The organism is Streptomyces sp. NPDC050418, from assembly GCF_044458745.1.
Classification (GTDB): Bacteria; Actinomycetota; Actinomycetes; order Streptomycetales; family Streptomycetaceae; genus Streptomyces.
In genome coordinates this window covers 77,879-95,923 of record NZ_JBITIG010000016.1, presented here as the reverse complement: position 1 = coordinate 95,923, position 18,045 = coordinate 77,879, and the positions used below count along the sequence as shown (strand labels likewise).

The following is an 18,045-nucleotide window of genomic DNA, read 5'->3' as shown; positions in this document are numbered from 1 at the left end:
AACCCGAAAGGGTCAATGCCGACGCGGCCCGCGGGGCCGGGCGGCTCAGCCCAGTTCGAGGACGCGGGCGTGCAGCACCTGGCGCTGCTGCAGAGCGGCGCGGACCGCGCGGTGCAGGCCGTCCTCCAGGTACAGGTCGCCCTGCCACTTCACGACGTGGGCGAAGAGGTCGCCGTAGAACGTCGAGTCCTCGGCCAGGAGCGTCTCGAGGTCGAGCTGCTGCTTGGTGGTCACCAGCTGATCGAGGCGGACCGGGCGCGGCGCGACGTCCGCCCACTGCCGGGTGCTTTCCCGGCCGTGGTCGGGGTACGGCCGGCCGTTTCCGATGCGCTTGAAGATCACACGGAAAGCCTACCGGGCGGGGGGCTCCGGGCGCAGCCATGGCGACGGAGTGCGAGGCTGGGAAATGCCGCCCCAAAGCGGGGCAAACCGGGAAGTGACCAGCCGGGAACAGGGGCCTGAAATGAGCGAGAGCGACCCGAAGGCGCCCGAGGGCGCGGAGCTGCCCGACGCCACGCCGTCGCCGACGCCGGCCCCGGAGCCGCCTCCCGCGGCCCCCGCCGCCCCGGCCCCCGCACCCCCCGGCCCCGCGCCCACACCCTCGTTCGCCACCGAGTCGACGCCGGCGCCCCCGGGGCCTGCCGCCGCGCCCGAGCCCGCGCCGCCCGGCCCCGCCCCCACCCCCGCCGTCGCGCTGCCCGACGAGGCAGCCGCCATCGCCGCCGGGTACGCGTTCACCGGCGAGGCGCTCGATCTCGGGGCCCTGCTGTGGGGCGGGCAGTGCCTGCCCGGCGCGCAGATCCGTATCCCCTTGTCCATGCTCAACCGGCACGGGCTCGTCGCGGGCGCCACCGGTACCGGCAAGACGAAGACGCTGCAGCTGATCGCCGAGCAGCTGGCCGGGCAGGGCGTGCCCGTGTTCCTCGCCGACATCAAGGGCGACGTCTCCGGGATCTCCGCGCCCGGCGAGGCGAACGACAAGGTGCAGGAGCGGGCCCGTGAGGTCGGGCAGAGCTGGGAGGCGAAGGGATTTCCGGCCGAGTTCTACGCGCTCGGCGGGATCGGGTCCGGGATCCCCGTACGCGCGACCGTCACCAGCTTCGGACCCGTACTGCTCGCGAAGGTGCTGCAGCTCAACCAGACGCAGGAGCAGTCGCTCGGCCTGATCTTCCACTACGCGGACAGCAAGGGTCTCGAGCTGCACGACCTCAAGGACCTGCGGGCCGTCGTCACCTTCCTGACCTCGGACGAAGGCAAGCCCGAGCTCAAGGGCATCGGCGGTCTGTCGACCGTCACCGCCGGCGTCATCCTGCGCGCGCTCACCGCCTTCGAGGCGCAAGGCATGGCGCCGTTCTTCGGCAATCCCGAGTTCGACGTGAGCGAATTCCTGCGGACGGCCTCCGACGGGCGCGGCCAGGTCTCGGTGCTCGAACTGCCCGCCGTCCAGGACAAGCCGCATCTGTTCTCGACGTTCCTGATGTGGATGCTCGCCGACCTCTACAACAACCTGCCCGAGGTGGGGGATGTGGAGAAGCCGAAGCTGGTCTTCTTCTTCGACGAGGCGCACCTGCTGTTCAACGGGGCGAGCAAGGCGTTCCTGGAGTCCATCACGCAGACCGTGCGGCTGATCCGCTCCAAGGGCATCGGTGTCTTCTTCGTGACGCAGACGCCCAAGGACGTCCCGGCCGATGTCCTCGCCCAGCTCGGCAACCGCGTCCAGCACGCGTTGCGCGCGTTCACGCCCGAGGACCAGAAGGCGCTCAAGGCGACCGTGAAGACCTTCCCCAACTCCCCGTACGACCTGGAGGAGTTGCTCACCCAGCTCGGGACCGGTGAGGCGGTGGTCACCGTGCTGAGCGAGAAGGGCGCGCCGACGCCGGTGGCCGCGACCCGGCTGCGCGCCCCCGAGTCCCTGATGGGGCCGGTGGACGCCGCCGCTCTCGATGCGGCCGTCAAGTCCTCGCTGCTCTACTCCCGTTACGCGGAGGAGGTCGACCCCGAGTCCGCGTACGAGAAGATCACCGCGCAGCAGGCCGAGACCGAGGCGCAGAAGCAGGCCGAGCTGGAGGCGAAGGAGGCGGAGAAGGCCGCCAAGGAGGCCGAGAAGCAGGCGAAGGCGGCCGCGCGCAACGCTCCGCAGGACGCCTCGATGGTCGACCAGGTGGTGGGCAGCGGCATCTTCAAGTCCCTGGCGCGCTCGCTCGGCACGCAGATCGGGCGCGAGATCTCCCGCTCGATCTTCGGCACGCGCAGGCGCTGACCGGCCCGCGGGCGGGTCCTGACCACCGCTCCGTACACGCACGGGACCTTCGGCCGCCCGGTTCGGGACCTTCGTCGTCTCGTCCACAGCCGGGCCGGATCAAGACTGGACGCGGAAAACCGTCCAGGCGAAGGAGCCCGGTTCAGATGCTGTCCGAGAAGTCGAGCGACGTCGTACGCGCCACTCTTCCCGCGGTCGCAGGAGCGATCGGGGACATCACCCCGCTCTTCTACGAGAAGCTGTTCGCCGCGCACCCGGAGCTGCTGCGCGATCTGTTCAACCGCGGCAACCAGGCCAACGGCAGCCAGCGGCAGGCGCTCGCCGGCTCGATCGCCAAGTTCGCCACGTACCTCGTGGAACAGCCGGACACCCGCCCGGACGTCATGCTCGGCCGGATCGCGCACAAGCACGCGGCGCTGGGCGTGACCGCGGACCAGTACGAGATCGTCCACAAGTACCTCTTCGAGGCGATCGTCGAGGTGCTCGGCGAGGCCGTGACACCCGAGGTCGCGGCGGCCTGGGACGAGGTCTACTGGCTGATGGCCAACGCGCTCATCGCGATCGAGGCGCGGCTGTACGCGGAGGCCGGCACCCCGGACGGCGACGTGTGGCGCACCTACCGCGTGACGGGCCGCATCGAGGAGACCGATGAGGTCACGACCTTCTTCGTGGAGCCCGTGGACGGGCGCCCGGTGCCGTCGGCCAGGCCCGGCCAGTTCGTCTCCGTGCAGGTCGAACTCCCGGACGGGGCACGGCAGATACGCCAGTACAGCCTGACCGGGCCCGCCGAGGGCGGGCTGCGGTTCGCGGTGAAGCGGGTGGCCGACGATCCGTCGTTCCCCGGCGAGGTCTCGCACCAGCTGCACACGCGCGCGGGCGTCGGCCACGAGCTGCGGATCAGCGCGCCCTTCGGCGACGTGGTGCTCGACGAGAGCTCCGAGAACCCCGTGCTGCTCGCCTCCGCGGGCATCGGCTGCACGCCGATGAGCGGGATGCTGGCCGCGCTCGCCGGGTCCGGGACGCAGCGGCAGGTGGTCGTCGCGCACGCCGACCGCAGCGAGGCCGACGACGCCTTCCGCACGGATCTGCGGCAGTGGAGCGCGAAGCTGCCGGACGCCGTCTCGTACGTCTGGTACGAGGACGGGGCGGCGGGTGAGGCCCGCGAGGGCCGGATGGACCTGGCCGGGATCGAACTGCCCGAGGGGCTCACCGCGTACCTGTGCGGGCCGCTGCCCTTCCTGAAGGCGGTGCGGACGCAGCTCCTGGACAAGGGAGTTCCGGCCGCGAACATCCACTACGAGATGTTCGGGCCGGACCTCTTCCTCGCGAACTAGCGGTTCTTCAGCAGGTTGTTCACTCGCTGACGCGGTCGTGGTCCGCGTGCAGACCGCCGCTGCCGCTGCCCGAGCCCTCGGTGGACTCCGGCTCGACGGGGCGGGTGAGCGAGCTCAGGTCGTGCGCGTACGTGCCGACCGCGTTGGCGATGACGTCGATGTTCGTGCCGAGCGCCGCCATGTTGATGTTGCTCAGGTCGTCGCACGCCGAGTGGTAGCACTTGTCGTAGGCGACCCCGGCCTCGCCGCCGAACTTCGCGGCCTGCTCCTCGGTCATGATGCCCTCGGCGCCGGTGAACGTGCCGCCCGAGGGGATTCCGACCGCGATGAACGGGCCGTAGTCCGAACGCCCGTCGAAGTCCGTGCCCTCGTACGGCTTGTCCTGGCGGTCGAGGAACTTGTTGATGTCACGCTCCAGCTGGGCGCTGCCCTCGGGGCCCGGGCCCTCGCCCTCCTTGTCGGAGTCGTCGCCGTCGTAGATGAACTGGCCGTAGTTCGGCGAGGCGATCATGTCGAAGTTGAGGTAGAGGCGGATGTCCTTCCGCTGCTCCTCGGTGAGCTTCTCGACGTACTTCTCCGAGCCGATCAGACCGTTCTCCTCGGCCGACCAGAACGCGAACTTGACCTTGTTGCGCGGCTGCTTGCCCTTGCCGTGCCGGGTCTCGTCCGCGAGCTCCTTGGCGACCTCGAGGAGGCCGGCCGAGCCGGAGCCGTTGTCGTTGATGCCGGGGCCCGCGGTGACGGAGTCGAGGTGCGCGCCGAGCATTACGGTGTTGTCGGCATTACCGCCGCGGGTCTCCGCGATCACGTTGTTCGTCTCGCGGGTCTCCTGGAACTCGCGGATCTCGAAGTCGACCGTGACCGGGCCGCCGGCGACCTCGGCGGCCAGCGCCTCGCCGGCGGCCTGGGTCACGCCGCCGGTCGGGATCCGTCCGTCGGCCGGGTCGCCGATGGTGCCGGAGAGCGCGCCCTCGGTGTTGTTGTAGATGATCGCGCCGGAGGCACCGGCGTCGGCGGCCGCGGCCTGCTTCTGCGCGAAGGGGCAGCCGCCGCGCTTGATCAGGGCGATCTTGCCGGTGAAGGTGCCCGACGCGTAGTCCTCCGGCTCGCAGCCGGTGGTGTCGTCCACGGGGACGGCGGCGACGGGGGCCTTGATGCCGCCCTCCGGCGTCGACTTCGTGTACGTCATCGCCTGGATCTCGACGTCCCGCGGCGTGGGCGTCAGCACGGCGAGGCGCTCGGCGAGCGTCTCCGTGTACACGAACTCGAAGGTGTCGTAACTGACCTTGTAACCCGCCTTGCGCAGGTAGTCGTACACGTACTTCGCCGAGGCGTCATGGCCCGGCGAACCGGCGGCGCGGTGGCCGCCGTTGGCCTCCGCTATGGCCTGGAACTTCTGCAGATGGCGGTACGCACCCTTCGCGGACGACTCCTCGACCAGCTCGCGGGCGAGCTTGCGGGCGTCCTTGGCGGGGTTGCCGTGCCCGTGCCCGCGGTCGGCGGTGGCCGTTCCCGCGGAGGCGAGCAGCAGGGGTGTGGCGAGCGCGACGGCGGCGAGTGCGGCGATCGTGCTGCGCGAACGGGGTGATGCGTTCACAGAGGTCCTTCCCCAAGGCAGTGCGAACGAGGTGGGAGGGACGGTAGCGACCGCTGGGTCGCCCGGATAGGGGTTGCCTGCAACTCGTGTTCGGTTTCGCCGGATTGGCCCCGCATGTACGTACGAATGACGGACGGATATACGGGGCCCTTGCCAGGTCAGCCGCGCCGGCGCCGCTGTTCGTCCTCGGGCCGGGCGGCCCCGCGCTCGGCCGGCGCCGGGTCGGCGGGCCGTTCGGCGCTGCGGGAGCCGCGGCGTTCACGGAGGGATTCGGCGCGGAGCAGGGCGTGCAGCACCGCGTAGGGGTCCTTGGGCATGGGGTGTCCTTGCGCTGAGGTGAGAGGTCCTCGTACGGGCTCTTCGGGCCGTACGGCATCCGGGGCTCGGCCCGGTCAGCAGCGCAGGACGGTCGTACGGGCAGGCGCGGGCGGTTCGTGCGGGCGGGCGGGGGGCGCGAGGATGCGGTGGAGCCGGGGGTGTGGCAGGCGGGGGCCCGACGCGGGGACGGGGGCCGGCAGTTCGCGGCGCGACGTGAGCCGGACCTCGCCGTCGCCCGTGCACGCGGAGGACTCCGCCTCGGCGGTCGCCGCGGGGGCGACGGGCACGGTGGCGCCCGCGGCCGGGGCCGCGAGGGCGAGGGACAGGGTGAGCAGGACGAGCAGGAGCGTCCGGAGCAGCCCGGGGTGCCGCAGGCCGGTGCGGCGTACGGCGCTCGGGGCGGGACGGGGAACGCTCACGGCACGTCATGTCCCCGCCCTGATGCGGGGCGCGACGGTGCGGCGGTCAGATCCGCCCGTATGGGTGTGCGGGGAGTGGACCGAACGCCGGGCGGCCGGGCCCCGGGCGATCCCGCCCGACCCGCCCGACCCGCCGGACCTGCGCGGTCTGGCGCATGATGGCCGTATGACCGCGAAGAAGTCCGCGCACCGGCCCGCCGAGATCCACCTCGCCCAGAACCCCGACGCCGACGAGCTGCTCGGGCGCAGTCCGCTCGCCGCGCTCGTGGGGATGCTGCTCGACCAGCAGGTGCCGATGGAGTGGGCGTTCACGGGGCCGCACACGATCGCCGAGCGGCTCGGGAAGGACGATCTCGACGCGCACGAGATCGCGGCGTACGACCCCGAGGCGTTCACGGAGCTGTTCAGGACGAAGCCCGCTGTGCACCGCTACCCGGGCTCGATGGCGCAACGCGTGCAGCAGCTGTGCCAGTACCTCGTCGACGAGTACGACGGTGACGCGACCGCGCTGTGGTCGGACGTCGAGGACGGCAAGGAGCTGCTCGCGCGGCTCAAGGCGCTGCCCGGGTACGGCGAGCAGAAGGCGAAGATCTTCGTGGCCGTGCTCGGCAAGCGCTACGGCGTGACGCCCAAGGGCTGGCGCGAGGCGGCCGGTTCCTACGGCGACCAGGGCTCCTACCGGTCCGCCGCCGACATCACCGGCCCCGAATCGCTCGCGAAGGTGCGGGCGTTCAAGCAGGAGATGAAGGCTGCGGCGAAGGCGGCGAAGGCCGCCAAGTAGGCGACGGGCTGGTGTCGCCGCACCGCGCGGCGCGGCGCCCGCGTGGTCGACTGGGCGCATGACCGAGCGCACCGCCGAAGGCCGGCTCGAGGACCTCGTCGCCGCGCACGACGTCGTCCGTCTGCAGCAGTGGCTCGACGGCCATCCGGACCACGAGATCGCCGAGGAGATCACCCGTGCCGACGATGTCACGGCCGGGGTGCTCTTCCGGCTGCTCAGCAAGGACCGGGCCTCGGAGGTGTTCGAGGAGCTCGACGGGACCGAGCAGCAGCGGATCCTCAGCGCCGTACGCGACCAGTCCTTCCGCGACATCGTCGAGGGCATGGACCCGGACGACCGTGCCCGGCTCCTCGGCGAGGCCCCCGCCAACTTCACCCAGCGGGTGCTGGCCGGGCTCAGCCCGCACGAGCGCGAGCTCACGGCGACCCTGCTCGGCTACGAGGCCGGGTCCGTGGGCCGCTACATGACCCCCGAGGTCGTACGGCTCAAGCAGCACATCACCGTCGGCGAGGCCCTGGAGCGCGTACGGCGGGAGGGCGCCGACGCCGAGACGGTCTACACGCTGCCGGTGACCGATGCCGGGCGGCGGCTCGTCGGGGTCGTCGGCCTGAAGGACCTGGTGCTCGCGGATCCTGCGGACCTCCTGAACGGGCTCGTCGACACCGCGCATCTGCGGGCGCACGCCGGCGACACCGCCGAGTCCGCGGCCCGCCTGATGCAGGAGGGCAATCTGCTCGACCTGCCGGTCGTCGACAGCGAGGACCGGTTCGTCGGGCTGCTCACCATCGACGACGCCCTGGAGGTCATCGAGGCCGCCGACACCGAGGACTTCGCGCGGCAGGCCGCCGCGAGTCCCCTGGACGGGCACTATCTGACGGCGAGCGTGCTGCGGCTCGCGCGGTCGCGGGTGGTGTGGCTGCTGCTCCTGATCGTGGCGGCGACGCTGACCGCCAAGGTCCTCGAAGCGTTCGAGGGGGAGATCGAGACGGTCACGGCGCTCGCGCTCTTCATCCCGCTGCTGGTCGGCACCGGCGGCAACGTCGGGGCGCAGGCCGCGACCGGTGCGGTGCGGGCGCTCGCCGTCGGCGAGGTACGGCCGGGGGACGCGCTCAAGGTGGCGTGGCGCGAGTGCCGCGTGGGACTGCTGCTCGGGGTGATGCTCGGCGCGGTCGGGCTCGTTTTCGCCCGGGTGATCGCGCATGACGGGGAGATCGCGCTGGTCGTGGGCCTGACGCTGATCGCGGTGTGTGCGTGGGCGGCGGTGATCGGGGGCGGGATGCCGCTGCTCGCGAAGAAGCTGGGGATCGACCCGGCGGTGATCTCCGCTCCGCTGGTGACGACGTTCGTGGACGCGACCGGGTTGATCATCTACTTCCTGATCGCCCGGGCGGTGCTGCCGCAGTTGTGAGGTCGGCTGCCGCAGTTGTGAGGTCGGCTTCGGCTGCGAGGTCCGGTGCGACGGGCCTCTTCGTAAAGGGATGGGTTTCCCGTTAAGCTGGCGGCATGGAGAACGCCCCAGGAACCGTACGACCCGGCGGCCGCACCGCCCGCGTCCGTGCGGCCGTGCTCGACGCGGCCGGTGACGCCCTCGCCGACGACGGCTTCGCGGGGCTCGACCTCGCCGAGGTCGCGCAGCGCGCGGGCGTCGGGAAGACCACCGTCTACCGGCGGTGGGGCAGTACCACCGCCCTCGTCGCCGATCTGCTCGCCGACATGGCCGAGCAGTCCGCGCCGCGCTCCGACCTCGGCGCGGTCCTCGACGATCTGCGGGCCAACGCGCACCTGGTGCGGCGCACGCTCACCGATCCGCGGCAGGGGCGGCTGTTCGCCGCGGTGATCGCGGCGGCGACCTGTGACGCGGCGGCGGCCGAGGCGCTGCACCGCTTCTACGCGGTGCGGATCGAGGAGTGGGCGACCTGCGTGGAACTGGGCGTGCAGCGGGGCGAGTTGCCCGCGGGCACGGACGCCCACGAGGTCGTACGGGCCGTCTCCGCGCCCCTCTACTACCGCTTCCTCGCCTGCGGCGACCCGCTCGACGAGGCGGCCGCCGACCGTGCCGCGGAGGCGGCGGTGGCGGCGGCGAAGGCCGGGGTCTACGTCAAGGCGTAGCGCTCACCTCGTGCGTCCACGTCAAGGCGTGGCGCTCACCTCGTGCGTCCACGTCAAGGCGTGGCGCTCAGCTCATGCGCGTACGGAGGCTGGGCGCCCGCGCGCGAGCAGGTGACGGCCGCCGCTTCGGCCGCGTACGCCAGGACGTCGTGCCATTCGGCGGGTGTGGGCGTGCGGGTCAGGGCGCCGAGCCGGCGGAGTCGGTGCAGCAGGGCCGCGTTGACGGTGTCGCCCGCGCCGATCGTGTCCACGACGGAAACGGGCACGGCGGGGACGGAGTGCTCGCTGCCGTCGGCCGTGAACACCGTCAGACCGTCGCCGCCGCGCGTCAGGACGACGGCCCCCGGGCCGGCCGCGAGCCACGCCTTGAGCGCGCTCGCCACAGGGGTGCCGTCCGCCAGCCATTCCGCGTCCTCCTCGCTGAGCTTCAGGAGGCGTACGTGGGGGAGGCGGCCGAGGAAGCGGGTGCGGTACGCGGCGGGGTCCGCGATCAGGCCGGTGCGGATGTTGGGGTCGAGCGCGGTGAACACCCCGCGGGCCGCGGTGGTCCGCAGCAGCTCGTCGTAGGCGCTCGCGCCGGGTTCGAGGACGAGGGAGCAGGTTCCGAACCAGATCCCCGCCATCTCCGGGAGCCGCTCCGGCACTTCGAAGAGCCGGTCCGCTGTCCCCTCCGTATAGAAGGAGTACGAGGCGGACCCGCTCGCCGCGTCGATGTGCGCCACGGCGAGGGTGGTCGGCTCGGGGCCCCGCCGCACGAGCCGCGTATCGACCCCGTCGGCCTCGAGCGCCCCGACCAGCGCCTCACCGAAGTGATCACGCGAGACCCGCGAACAGAACCCTGCGGGCCCACCCAGCCGCGCCAGCGCGACGGCGGTATTGAACGGCCCGCCACCCAATTTGGGCTCCAGGGCCGCGAGCCCGGCGGAGTCCCCCCGCCGGGGAACCAGATCGATCAGCGCTTCGCCGGCAGAAACAATCACACCGCACTCCTCCCCTGAGGTCTCCCTCCCTGAAACCGGGGGCTCACCCACCCGACCCCGACGCCGACGCGACCCCGTCCCGAATATCCCCCGCACCGGCGATCCCCCGCGCCCACCCCGTGCCGATACTGAACGGACCCGAACCGGCCCTCCCCACCCAGGAGTTGCCGTATGACCGAGTTCTCGCGGGCGGAGTGGCTGCGTGTGCTTCGTCGGACCCTTGTCGTGGATGTGGCGCTGGCCGCGCTCGTTCTCGTGGGGGTGTCGCTGCAGTTCGTGCTGCCCGAGCGGGACGGGGACGATCCGCTGTCCTGGCTGGGGTTCCTGTTCGGCGCCGCGACCGCGGTGCCGCTCGTGTGGCGCCGCCGTGCCCCGTATCTGACGGGCTGCACGGTCGGCTGCGCGACCACCGTGATGACCGTGCACCACGCCCCGCCGCCCGACGTCGTGTACGGCGGTTTCGTCGTGCTCTACACCGTCGCCGCGATCGGGAAACCCGTCCCGCGCCGGCTGATGCTCCTGCTGTGGCTGACCGGCGCCGTCCTGTCGATGTCCCTGAAGGAGAACGCCGAGCCGTTCGAGTACGCCTTCCATCTGATGAGCCTGCTCGGCGCCTACGGGCTCGGGCGGCTCGCCCGGATCCAGCGCGCGTACACCGAGGCCGTGGAGGAACGGGCCCGCAGACTCGCGTACGAGAAGGATCTGGAGGCCGCCCGGGCCGTCACCCGCGAACGGGCGCGGATCGCGCGCGACATGCACGACATCCTCGCGCACGCGGTGAGTCTGATGGTGGTGCAGGCGGAGGCGGGGCCCGTCGTCGTGCGCAGCGATCCGGCCCGCGCGGAGGCCGCGTTCGAGGCCATCGCGGGCGCGGGCCGCGACGCGATGGCCCAACTGCGGCGCCTGCTCGGCGTACTGAAGGACTCCCAGTCCACGGACCCGCCGGCACCGGAACGCAGCCCGCAGCCCGGACTCGCCGCCCTCACCCGGCTCACCGCCCAGGTGGAGTCGGTCGGGCTGCAGGTCGAACTGCTGCGGACCGGGGAACCCGCCGGACTGCCCGCCGATGCCGAGGTCGCCGTATACCGGGTTGTGCAGGAGGCTCTGACGAATACGGTGAAGCATGCGGGCGCCGCGAAGGCGACCGTTCAACTCGACTGGGGGGAAAGCGAGTTGCGGGTGACCATCAGGGACGACGGCGGGCGCGGCGGCGGCAAGGCGGCGCGTGCGCACAACGGCGGGCCGCGCGTGCAGGGCGCCGGGCAAGGGCTGATCGGGATCAGGGAGCGGGCCGCGGCCTGCGGGGGGACGGCCGCCATGGGGCCGGGTCCGGACGGCGGCTACTGGGTGATCGTCACGCTGCCCACGCAGGCGCAGACCGTCGGATGAGCGTCCGCGTGGTCGTCGCCGACGACCAGGAGCTGGTGCGCAGCGGCTTCTCGATGATCCTCGACGCGCAGGACGACATCGAGGTGGTCGCCGAGGCGGGCGACGGCGCCGGGGCCGTGGACGCGGTCCGCCGGCACGCCCCGGACGTCCTGTTGCTCGACATCCGGATGCCCGGCATGGACGGCCTGGAGGCGGCCCGCGTGGTGTGCGCGGAGTCGGCCTGCAAGGTGGTGATGCTGACGACGTTCGACATCGACGAGTACGTCTACGAGGCGCTGTACGCGGGGGCGAGCGGCTTCCTGCTGAAGGACGTACGGCGCGACGACCTGGTGCACGCGGTGCGCGTCGTCGCCACCGGCGACTCCCTGCTCGCCCCGTCCGTCACCCGCCGCCTCGTCGCCGACCTCGTCCGCCGGCGCCGTACGGAATCCGCCGCCGAACCCTCGCCCGCCCGTCTGTCCGTCCTCACCGCCCGCGAGGAGGAGACGCTGCGGCTGCTTGCGCGCGGGCTGACCAACGCCGAGATCGCGGCGGCCTTCGTGGTGAGCGAGCACACGGTGAAGACCCATGTCAGCAATGTGCTGAGCAAGCTGGGGCTGCGCGACCGGGTGCAGGCGGTCATCTGCGCGTACGAGACGGGCTTGGTCACTCCCGGAAGCTGAACCCCTTCCCCCGGCAGCTGAACCCCGTCCGGAAGTACGCGCGCCTCCCCCGTACGGCCGATCCCTCACCCGGGCGACGGAGTCCTCAACACCGCTCCGACCGGCGATGTGACCAACTCCCGCGGCCAGCAGCCTGGATGACGTGACCCCGCCGAGGGCGCGGGGACCGGCACTGGGAGGGAACGTGCTGAGTGCACTGGCCAGGGTGGCCACCCGTCGCCCGCTGACCGTCATCCTGATCTGGCTGCTGCTGCTCGGTGCCGGCTTCGGCGTCGGCACCCGGGTCTTCGGGGACCTCGACGGCACCGTCGAGGTCGTCGAGGGCAGCGAGGCGCAGCGTACGGAGGAACTGCTCGACCTGCTCTCCACGGAGGGCGCGTCGGTCGAGGCGGTGATCGAGTCCGCGGACCTCGCCTCGTTGCGTACCGCCGTCGACGAAGCCACCGCGGATCTGCGCGAGTTGGCGGGCGTCGCCGCCGTACCGGAAGGCATTCCCGCCGAGGACGGGAAGGCGCTGCTGCTTCCCGTGGAGTTCGAACACGGCCTGGAGGACGACGACGAGGAGGAGCTCGCCGAGGACGTCGCCGACCGGCTGCACGCCATCGAGGACGCGGCCGACGGTACGTCCGTGCACGTCAGCGGCGGTCCGCTGCTCGGCGTCCAGCTCGGCGGGCAGGCCTCCGATGACGTGGCGAGCGCCGAGATCATCTCGCTGCCCGTGGTCCTGCTCGTGCTGCTGCTGATCTTCGGCGGACTGCGGGCGGCCGCGCTGCCGCTCGTCGTCACGATCAGTGGTGTCGCGGGGGCGTTCCTCGCGCTGTACGGCTTCTCGCTGGTCACCGACGTCTCGGTGTACGCGGTCCAGGTCACGACGATGCTCGGGCTCGGACTCGCCGTGGACTACGCCCTGTTGATGGTGGTCCGCTTCCGCGAGGAGCGGGCCTCGGCGGGATCGGTGCAGGAGGCCGTGGAGCGCACGGTCGCGAAGGCCGGACGGACCGTGATGTTCTCCGGGCTCACCGTGGCCGTATGCCTGACCGGCCTGATGGTCTTCCCCAACCTGTTCCTGCGCAGCATGGGGCTCGCGGCCGCCGCGGTCGTCGTGGTCGACATGCTGGCGGCGGTCACGCTGCTGCCCGCGCTGCTGATGAAGTTCGGCGGGAAGATCGCACCCGCCGGGCCGCGCAAACGGCTCCTCGGCCGGCGCTCGGAGCGCGAACCCGGGCACGTCTTCGCCCGTCTCGCCCGCTTCTCCGCCCGCCGCCCGGTCGCGGTGACCGTCTCGGTCGTCGCCGGACTCGTCCTCCTCGCGCTGCCCGCGGCACAGCTGACCATGAACCTGGGGGACGCGCGCCAGCTCAAACAGGGCACGGAGGCACGCGAGTTGTACGACTCCGTCCGCGCCCACTACCCCGAGGGCACCGGAGTCGACCCCGTCAGCGTCGTGATCATGCCGGGTGCGGAACCCGACTGCGAACGCAAGATCCGCGCCCTGCCGGGCATCGCCCGCGCCGAGTCGACGCGCACGGAGAACGGGACGATCCTGCTCGACCTCACCCCGAAGGGCACGGTGGACGGAGCACAGGCCACCGCACTCGTCGAGAAGATCCGCGACCTGCGCGGCGACGAACCGGTCCATGTCGCGGGCAACGCCGCCCACATGGTCGACTTCCGCGCCATGCTCGCCGAACGCGCCCCCTGGGCCGTCCTCATCGTGCTCGTGGGCATCTTCGCCCTGCTCTTCGCCTTCACGGGCTCGCTGCTCATCCCCGTCCGCACCATCCTGACGACCCTGCTCAGCCTGGGCGCCGCACTCGGCGTCGTCACCTGGGTCTTCCAGGACGGGCATCTCGCGGGACTGTTCGGCGCCGAGGGTCTGGGCGCGCTGAGCCTGACCGCGCCGCCGCTGATCATCGCCATCGCCTTCGGACTCGCCATGGACTACGAGCTGTTCATCCTCGCCCGGATGCGCGAGGAGTGGCTGCGCAGCGGCGACCACCGGGCGGCCGTGGTCACGGGTCTGCGTCAGTCGGGACGCGTGGTCACCTGCGCCGCGCTGCTGCTCGCGATCGTCTTCGGCGCCTTCATGACCGGCAGCTTCTCGCCGATCCTGCAGATCGGCCTCGGTCTGACCCTCGCCGTCCTCATCGACGCGACGGTCGTCCGGATGCTCCTCGTCCCGGCCACGATGACGCTGCTCGGCAGCCGGGCCTGGTGGGCTCCGCGCCGGCTGCGCAGGCTGCACGACCGGGTCGGCCTCAAGGAGTGATTGGCCCACAGGAATAGCTCTGAAGTGTCCTACGGTAGGGAGCCACTGGCTCCCTACCGTAGTTCCCATGACGAACCTGCTCCCGCCCCGAGGCCCCCAACGCACCCTCGCCCTGGCCCAGTTGAGCAACTCCGTCGGCGACGGCGCGTATTACGTGACCTCCGCCCTCTACTTCACCCACGTGGTCGGCCTCTCCCCGGCCCGGATCGGCCTCGGCCTCACCGTCGCCTGGGCCATCGGCTCGGTGGTCGGGGTACCGCTCGGCCGGCTCGCGGACCGGCGCGGCCCGCGCGGCACGGCGGTGCTGCTCGCCCTCGCCACGGCCGCCGCGGTCGCGTCCTTCCTGGTTGTACGGGACTTCGTACCGTTCCTCGCCGCCGCCTGCCTCTACGCGAGCGCCCAGTCGGGGCTCGCCGCCGCACGACAGGCGCTGCTCGCCGGGCTCGTGGCCCCGGAGGAGCGCACGGGAACGCTCGCGCACCTCCAGTCGACGCTCAACGCCGGGCTCGCCGTCGGAGCCGGACTCGGCGGTGTGGCCCTCTCGCTGGGAACGAACGCGGCGTACCTCACCGTGTTCGCGCTCGACGCGGTCAGCTTCCTGCTCTGCGCGTACGTCCTCACCCGCCTGCCCGCCGTCGCACCCGTCCCGCCGGCCGAGGGCGCGAAGCTGGAGGTCCTGCGCGACCGTCCGTACGCCCTCGTGACCCTGCTCAACACGGTGCTGCTGCTGCGGATGCCGCTGCTCAGCCTGGGGCTGCCGCTGTGGATCACCGAGCGCACCGAGGCGCCCGAGTGGCTGGTCTCCGCGCTGTTCCTGCTCAACACCGGGGCCGTGATGCTCTTCCAGGTCCGAACGGCCCGCGCCGTCACGGGACTTGCGACGGCCGCCCGCGCGATCCGCGGCTCGGGCCTTCTGATGCTGCTGACCTGCGGGGTGTTCGCGCTCTCCGCAGGCGCTGAGGCAGGGGTCGCGACGGCGGTCCTCGTCGGTGGTTCGGTGCTGCTCGTGATCGCGGAGATGCGGCAGTCGGCCGGCTCGTGGCAGCTCGGCTTCGACCTGGCGCCGCCCGGCCGGACCGGCGAGTACCAGGGCTTCTTCGGGACGGGCGTCACGGTCGCCCGCACCCTGGGCCCGCTGCTCCTGACCCTGCTGCTCATCGAGCTGGGCGCGGTGGGCTGGCTGCTGCTCGGCGGTCTGATCCTGGCGGCCTCGTACGCGCTGGGACCGGCCTCGCGCTGGGCCGCGGCGACGCGTCCCGCGCCGGAGGGCGTGCTCGCGTGAGCGGGTCTTGGGGACTGCTTACGTGAGCGGGCCGAGCAGCTGGTCGAGCGAGGCCTCCAGGCGCTCCGTCGTGACGCCCAGGTCGGTGCGCAGATGGCACAGCAGGCTCGGCTGGTAGGCGCCGAGCAGCAGATGGGCGAGGACGGGGGCGTCGAGCTCGGGACGGGCCTGGCGGATCAGCATCTGCACATGCGTGTGGACGATCCGGTACGGCCCGCGCCGGAAGCGGGCCGCCGCCGAGGCCTTCTCGGAGGCGAGCATCAGCTCCTCGGCCTCCAGCATGTACGCGGCGTACGCGTGCAGGAAGGCCCGCAGCCGCTCAGCGGGCTCGGCGCCCGGGCCCAGCGGGGGAGGCCCGCTCATGAACGCGGCCTGGAAGTGCTGCTCCCCCTCGTCGAGCAGGGCCATGAGCAGCGACGACACATCCCCGAAGCGCCGGTAGACCGTGCCGACCCCGATCCCGCTGGCGTGCGCGACCCCGTTCATCGTGAGCGCCTTCGCGCCCTGCTCGCCGACGATTGTGCGGGCCGCGTCCAGGATCCGCCGCCGGTTGCGGGCGGCGTCCGCGCGCTCGGGCGGCGCCTGTCCTGCCACCGGCAGGAGCGGGGGGCTCGCCGGCAGGAGTGGGTGGCTCAGCGGCTCGTTCATGTCTTGCAGATTACGGGACCCGAATAGAAACGGAAAGCTATCCGGATACCCCTTGCCAACCGGATTCTCATCCGTTTAACTGAGCTCACCGCCGAAACGGATACGGATCCGTTTCAACCGGCACAGCCTCTCTGTGCCCTGGAAGGGGTCGATCCGCATGTCTTCTACGAACGTGAACGCAGCCGACGCGGGCAACGCGCCGAAGATCGCCGTCATCTACTACTCGGCCACGGGCAACGTGCACGAGCTCGCCAAGTCCCTCGCGGAGGGGGCCGAGAAGGCCGGCGCCGAGGTCCGCCTCCGCCGCGTACCCGAGCTCGCCCCCGATGCCGCGATCGACTCGAACCCGGCCTGGCGCTCCCACGTCGACGCCACCTCCGACGAGGTCCCGGTCGCCACGCTCGACGACCTGAGCTGGGCGGACGCGTACGCCTTCGGTTCGCCCACGCGCTATGGCAACGTGGCGAGCCAGCTGAAGCAGTTCATCGACTCGACCGGTGGCCTCTGGCAGCAGGGCGCCTTCCACGACAAGCCCTTCACCGGCTTCTCCTCGGCGCACAACGCGCACGGCGGCAACGAGTCCACGCTGCTCGCGCTCTACAACACCGCCCACCACTGGGGTTCGCTGATCGTCTCGCCCGGATTCACGGACGGCGCGGTCTACGCGGCCGGCGGCAACCCCTACGGCACGGTGCACGTGGGCAGCAGCGGCGAGGTCGCGGACTCCACGCTGGAGGCGGCGCGCTACCAGGGCGAGCGGCTCGCGAAGATCACGCAGAAGCTGGCCGCGTAAGACGGTCCTGTAGAACTGTCCTGTAGGACTGTCCTGTAGGACTGAATCTGTCCTACATCTCTCCTAGTCTGCAGACCATGGAGACAAACGAGGACGGCGTCGAGATCCTGGTCCCCGCGAGCGCGGCCGAGCTGGCCGCCTGGCTCGACGAGCATCACACGGACCGGACCGCGCTGTGGGTGAAAGTCGCCAAGAAGCACACCGGCATTCCGTCGCTGACCTGGGAAGAGATGGTCGACACGGTGCTCTGCTTCGGCTGGATCGACGGCCTGCGGCGCGGTTTCGACGCCTCGTACTTCCTGCAGCGCACCACTCCGCGCCGCCCCCGCTCCCCCTGGTCCCAGGTGAACGTGGACAAGGCCGAGGCGCTGATCGAGGCGGGCCTGATGCGCCCGCGCGGTCTCGCCGAGGTCGAGGCGGCGCGCAAGGACGGCCGCTGGGAGTCGGCGTACGCCTCGCAGAAGAACGCCACCGCGCCGCCGGATCTCGTCGAGGCCCTCGACGCGAACCCGGCGGCGCGGGCGTTCTACGAGACGCTCGGCAAGTCCGACCAGTACGCGCTGTACTTCCGCCTGGTCACCGCCCGCACCCCGAAGACACGGCTGGCCCGCCTGGAGCGGTTCGTGGCGACGATGGCGGAGGGCCGGAAGATCAACTGACCGTCTCCCGGTGGCTGTTCAGGCCAGGGTCCGCGGGCCGCTCAGACCAGCCACTTGCCGTCCCGCATGAGCTCACGCCCTGCCAGCTCGTTCGACTCGCGCCAGGCCTGGACGCGCTGCGGGGTGAGCCGGAACCAGCGGTACGCGTCCGCGTTCGACTGCCGCCGCGGATCCCAGCCGCTCGACTCCGCGAACCAGGCGTGAGTCTCCTCGCTCAACTCCCCTGCAGTGTGCGTCTGCACGGACCCGTCGACCATCACGACGTCCCGGGTCGGTCCGAGACCGATCCGGGTGCGGCCCGACGCGGCGAGGTTGCGCCCGGTCGGGCTGGTGACGGTCGTCGCGAAGAGCAGCGATGTGCCGTCCCACGCGAAGGACAGCGGTACGAGGAAGGGCGCGCCCGTCTCCTCGTCCGCGCTCGCCACCCACAGATCGACGTCGTTCTCGAGCCGCTTCAGCGTGTCGCGCTTCCGCTCCTCGGCGCTTCTGGCAGGCGGATTGGCCACCGGGTCCTCCTCGGGTCTGCTTGCCGGTGACGCTAGTTG

General features: G+C 71.7%; 18 protein-coding genes. 11 read left to right on the top strand and 7 right to left on the bottom strand.

Annotated elements, in window-relative coordinates; translation table 11 throughout:
* Positions 1-45: 45 nt before the first annotated feature.
* Positions 46-342: a type II toxin-antitoxin system VapB family antitoxin gene (locus ACIBI4_RS31910; protein WP_003986294.1), complete on the bottom strand. Its 297-nt coding sequence runs from the start codon at positions 340-342 to the stop codon at positions 46-48.
* A gap of 121 nt (positions 343-463) precedes the next feature.
* On the opposite strand from ACIBI4_RS31910, the gene ACIBI4_RS31905 reads away from it, so the two are divergent.
* Both ACIBI4_RS31905 and ACIBI4_RS31900 read left to right on the top strand, forming a co-directional pair.
* Positions 464-2,260: a helicase HerA-like domain-containing protein gene (locus ACIBI4_RS31905; RefSeq protein ID WP_399207666.1), complete on the top strand. Its 1,797-nt coding sequence runs from the start codon at positions 464-466 to the stop codon at positions 2,258-2,260.
* Positions 2,261-2,406: 146 nt separating this feature from the next.
* Positions 2,407-3,594 (top strand): globin domain-containing protein, encoded by a 1,188-nt coding sequence (locus ACIBI4_RS31900; protein ID WP_399207665.1) that lies wholly within the window; start codon positions 2,407-2,409, stop codon positions 3,592-3,594.
* A 19-nt stretch (positions 3,595-3,613) separates the two neighbouring features.
* Here the strand turns inward: ACIBI4_RS31900 and ACIBI4_RS31895 are convergent, their stop codons facing one another.
* The 3 genes from ACIBI4_RS31895 to ACIBI4_RS31885 all read right to left on the bottom strand — a co-directional run bounded on the left by ACIBI4_RS31895 (position 3,614) and on the right by ACIBI4_RS31885 (position 5,928).
* A complete protein-coding gene (locus ACIBI4_RS31895) occupies positions 3,614-5,161 on the bottom strand; it encodes a M28 family metallopeptidase (protein ID WP_399207778.1) in 1,548 nt (515 codons plus the stop codon).
* Between the two features lie 188 nt (positions 5,162-5,349).
* Positions 5,350-5,508: a hypothetical protein gene (locus tag ACIBI4_RS31890; protein WP_399207664.1), complete on the bottom strand. Its 159-nt coding sequence runs from the start codon at positions 5,506-5,508 to the stop codon at positions 5,350-5,352.
* Between the two features lie 75 nt (positions 5,509-5,583).
* On the bottom strand, positions 5,584-5,928 hold the full coding sequence (locus ACIBI4_RS31885) for a hypothetical protein (protein WP_399207662.1): 345 nt from the start codon (positions 5,926-5,928) through the stop codon (positions 5,584-5,586).
* 166 nt (positions 5,929-6,094) lie between these two features.
* Between ACIBI4_RS31885 and ACIBI4_RS31880 the strand changes: the two genes are divergently transcribed.
* The 3 genes from ACIBI4_RS31880 (at position 6,095) to ACIBI4_RS31870 (ending at position 8,818) form a co-directional block, all read left to right on the top strand.
* The gene (locus ACIBI4_RS31880) at positions 6,095-6,709 is read left to right on the top strand and encodes an HhH-GPD-type base excision DNA repair protein (RefSeq protein ID WP_399207661.1); all 615 of its coding nucleotides are present in this window, start codon (positions 6,095-6,097) and stop codon (positions 6,707-6,709) included.
* A 58-nt stretch (positions 6,710-6,767) separates the two neighbouring features.
* Positions 6,768-8,117 (top strand): magnesium transporter, encoded by a 1,350-nt coding sequence (gene mgtE / locus ACIBI4_RS31875; RefSeq protein ID WP_399207660.1) that lies wholly within the window; start codon positions 6,768-6,770, stop codon positions 8,115-8,117.
* A gap of 95 nt (positions 8,118-8,212) precedes the next feature.
* Positions 8,213-8,818 (top strand): TetR/AcrR family transcriptional regulator C-terminal ligand-binding domain-containing protein, encoded by a 606-nt coding sequence (locus ACIBI4_RS31870; RefSeq protein ID WP_399207659.1) that lies wholly within the window; start codon positions 8,213-8,215, stop codon positions 8,816-8,818.
* A gap of 53 nt (positions 8,819-8,871) precedes the next feature.
* Here ACIBI4_RS31870 and ACIBI4_RS31865 read toward each other — a convergent pair whose 3' ends face one another.
* The gene (locus tag ACIBI4_RS31865; RefSeq protein WP_399207658.1) at positions 8,872-9,798 is read right to left on the bottom strand and encodes a carbohydrate kinase; all 927 of its coding nucleotides are present in this window, start codon (positions 9,796-9,798) and stop codon (positions 8,872-8,874) included.
* Positions 9,799-9,969: 171 nt separating this feature from the next.
* Between ACIBI4_RS31865 and ACIBI4_RS31860 the strand changes: the two genes are divergently transcribed.
* From ACIBI4_RS31860 to ACIBI4_RS31845, 4 genes are all read left to right on the top strand, one after another.
* The gene (locus tag ACIBI4_RS31860; protein ID WP_399207657.1) at positions 9,970-11,187 is read left to right on the top strand and encodes a sensor histidine kinase; all 1,218 of its coding nucleotides are present in this window, start codon (positions 9,970-9,972) and stop codon (positions 11,185-11,187) included.
* A complete protein-coding gene (locus tag ACIBI4_RS31855) occupies positions 11,184-11,849 on the top strand; it encodes a response regulator (protein WP_399207656.1) in 666 nt (221 codons plus the stop codon). Before ACIBI4_RS31860 ends, ACIBI4_RS31855 begins: the two co-directional genes overlap by 4 nt.
* A gap of 184 nt (positions 11,850-12,033) precedes the next feature.
* Entirely contained in the window at positions 12,034-14,118 is a 2,085-nt protein-coding gene (locus ACIBI4_RS31850; protein ID WP_399207655.1) for an MMPL family transporter, read from the top strand.
* A gap of 67 nt (positions 14,119-14,185) precedes the next feature.
* Positions 14,186-15,400, top strand: coding sequence for an MFS transporter (locus ACIBI4_RS31845; protein ID WP_399207654.1), 1,215 nt, complete (start codon positions 14,186-14,188; stop codon positions 15,398-15,400).
* A gap of 18 nt (positions 15,401-15,418) precedes the next feature.
* On the opposite strand, the gene ACIBI4_RS31840 is transcribed toward ACIBI4_RS31845, so the two are convergent.
* A complete protein-coding gene (locus ACIBI4_RS31840; RefSeq protein WP_399207653.1) occupies positions 15,419-16,048 on the bottom strand; it encodes a TetR/AcrR family transcriptional regulator in 630 nt (209 codons plus the stop codon).
* A gap of 157 nt (positions 16,049-16,205) precedes the next feature.
* Between ACIBI4_RS31840 and wrbA the strand changes: the two genes are divergently transcribed.
* Positions 16,206-16,841 (top strand): NAD(P)H:quinone oxidoreductase, encoded by a 636-nt coding sequence (gene wrbA, locus ACIBI4_RS31835; RefSeq protein WP_399207652.1) that lies wholly within the window; start codon positions 16,206-16,208, stop codon positions 16,839-16,841.
* Positions 16,842-16,918: 77 nt separating this feature from the next.
* Positions 16,919-17,500 carry a YdeI family protein gene (locus ACIBI4_RS31830; RefSeq protein ID WP_399207651.1) on the top strand — a complete coding sequence of 194 codons (582 nt, stop codon included), beginning with the start codon at positions 16,919-16,921 and terminating at the stop codon, positions 17,498-17,500.
* A gap of 41 nt (positions 17,501-17,541) precedes the next feature.
* Here the strand turns inward: ACIBI4_RS31830 and ACIBI4_RS31825 are convergent, their stop codons facing one another.
* Positions 17,542-18,006 (bottom strand): pyridoxamine 5'-phosphate oxidase family protein, encoded by a 465-nt coding sequence (locus tag ACIBI4_RS31825; RefSeq protein ID WP_399207650.1) that lies wholly within the window; start codon positions 18,004-18,006, stop codon positions 17,542-17,544.
* Between the last annotated feature and the right edge of the window lie 39 nt (positions 18,007-18,045).

Coding starts and splice junctions, on each gene's coding strand:
- ACIBI4_RS31905 (WP_399207666.1), top strand. CDS start 464: ATGAGCGAGAGCGACCCGAAGGCGCCCGAGGGCGCGGAGCTGCCCGAC.
- ACIBI4_RS31900 (WP_399207665.1), top strand. CDS start 2,407: ATGCTGTCCGAGAAGTCGAGCGACGTCGTACGCGCCACTCTTCCCGCG.
- ACIBI4_RS31890 (WP_399207664.1), bottom strand. CDS start 5,508: ATGCCCAAGGACCCCTACGCGGTGCTGCACGCCCTGCTCCGCGCCGAA.
- ACIBI4_RS31880 (WP_399207661.1), top strand. CDS start 6,095: ATGACCGCGAAGAAGTCCGCGCACCGGCCCGCCGAGATCCACCTCGCC.
- mgtE (WP_399207660.1), top strand. CDS start 6,768: ATGACCGAGCGCACCGCCGAAGGCCGGCTCGAGGACCTCGTCGCCGCG.
- ACIBI4_RS31870 (WP_399207659.1), top strand. CDS start 8,213: ATGGAGAACGCCCCAGGAACCGTACGACCCGGCGGCCGCACCGCCCGC.
- ACIBI4_RS31860 (WP_399207657.1), top strand. CDS start 9,970: ATGACCGAGTTCTCGCGGGCGGAGTGGCTGCGTGTGCTTCGTCGGACC.
- ACIBI4_RS31855 (WP_399207656.1), top strand. CDS start 11,184: ATGAGCGTCCGCGTGGTCGTCGCCGACGACCAGGAGCTGGTGCGCAGC.
- ACIBI4_RS31845 (WP_399207654.1), top strand. CDS start 14,186: ATGACGAACCTGCTCCCGCCCCGAGGCCCCCAACGCACCCTCGCCCTG.
- ACIBI4_RS31840 (WP_399207653.1), bottom strand. CDS start 16,048: ATGAACGAGCCGCTGAGCCACCCACTCCTGCCGGCGAGCCCCCCGCTC.
- wrbA (WP_399207652.1), top strand. CDS start 16,206: ATGTCTTCTACGAACGTGAACGCAGCCGACGCGGGCAACGCGCCGAAG.
- ACIBI4_RS31830 (WP_399207651.1), top strand. CDS start 16,919: ATGGAGACAAACGAGGACGGCGTCGAGATCCTGGTCCCCGCGAGCGCG.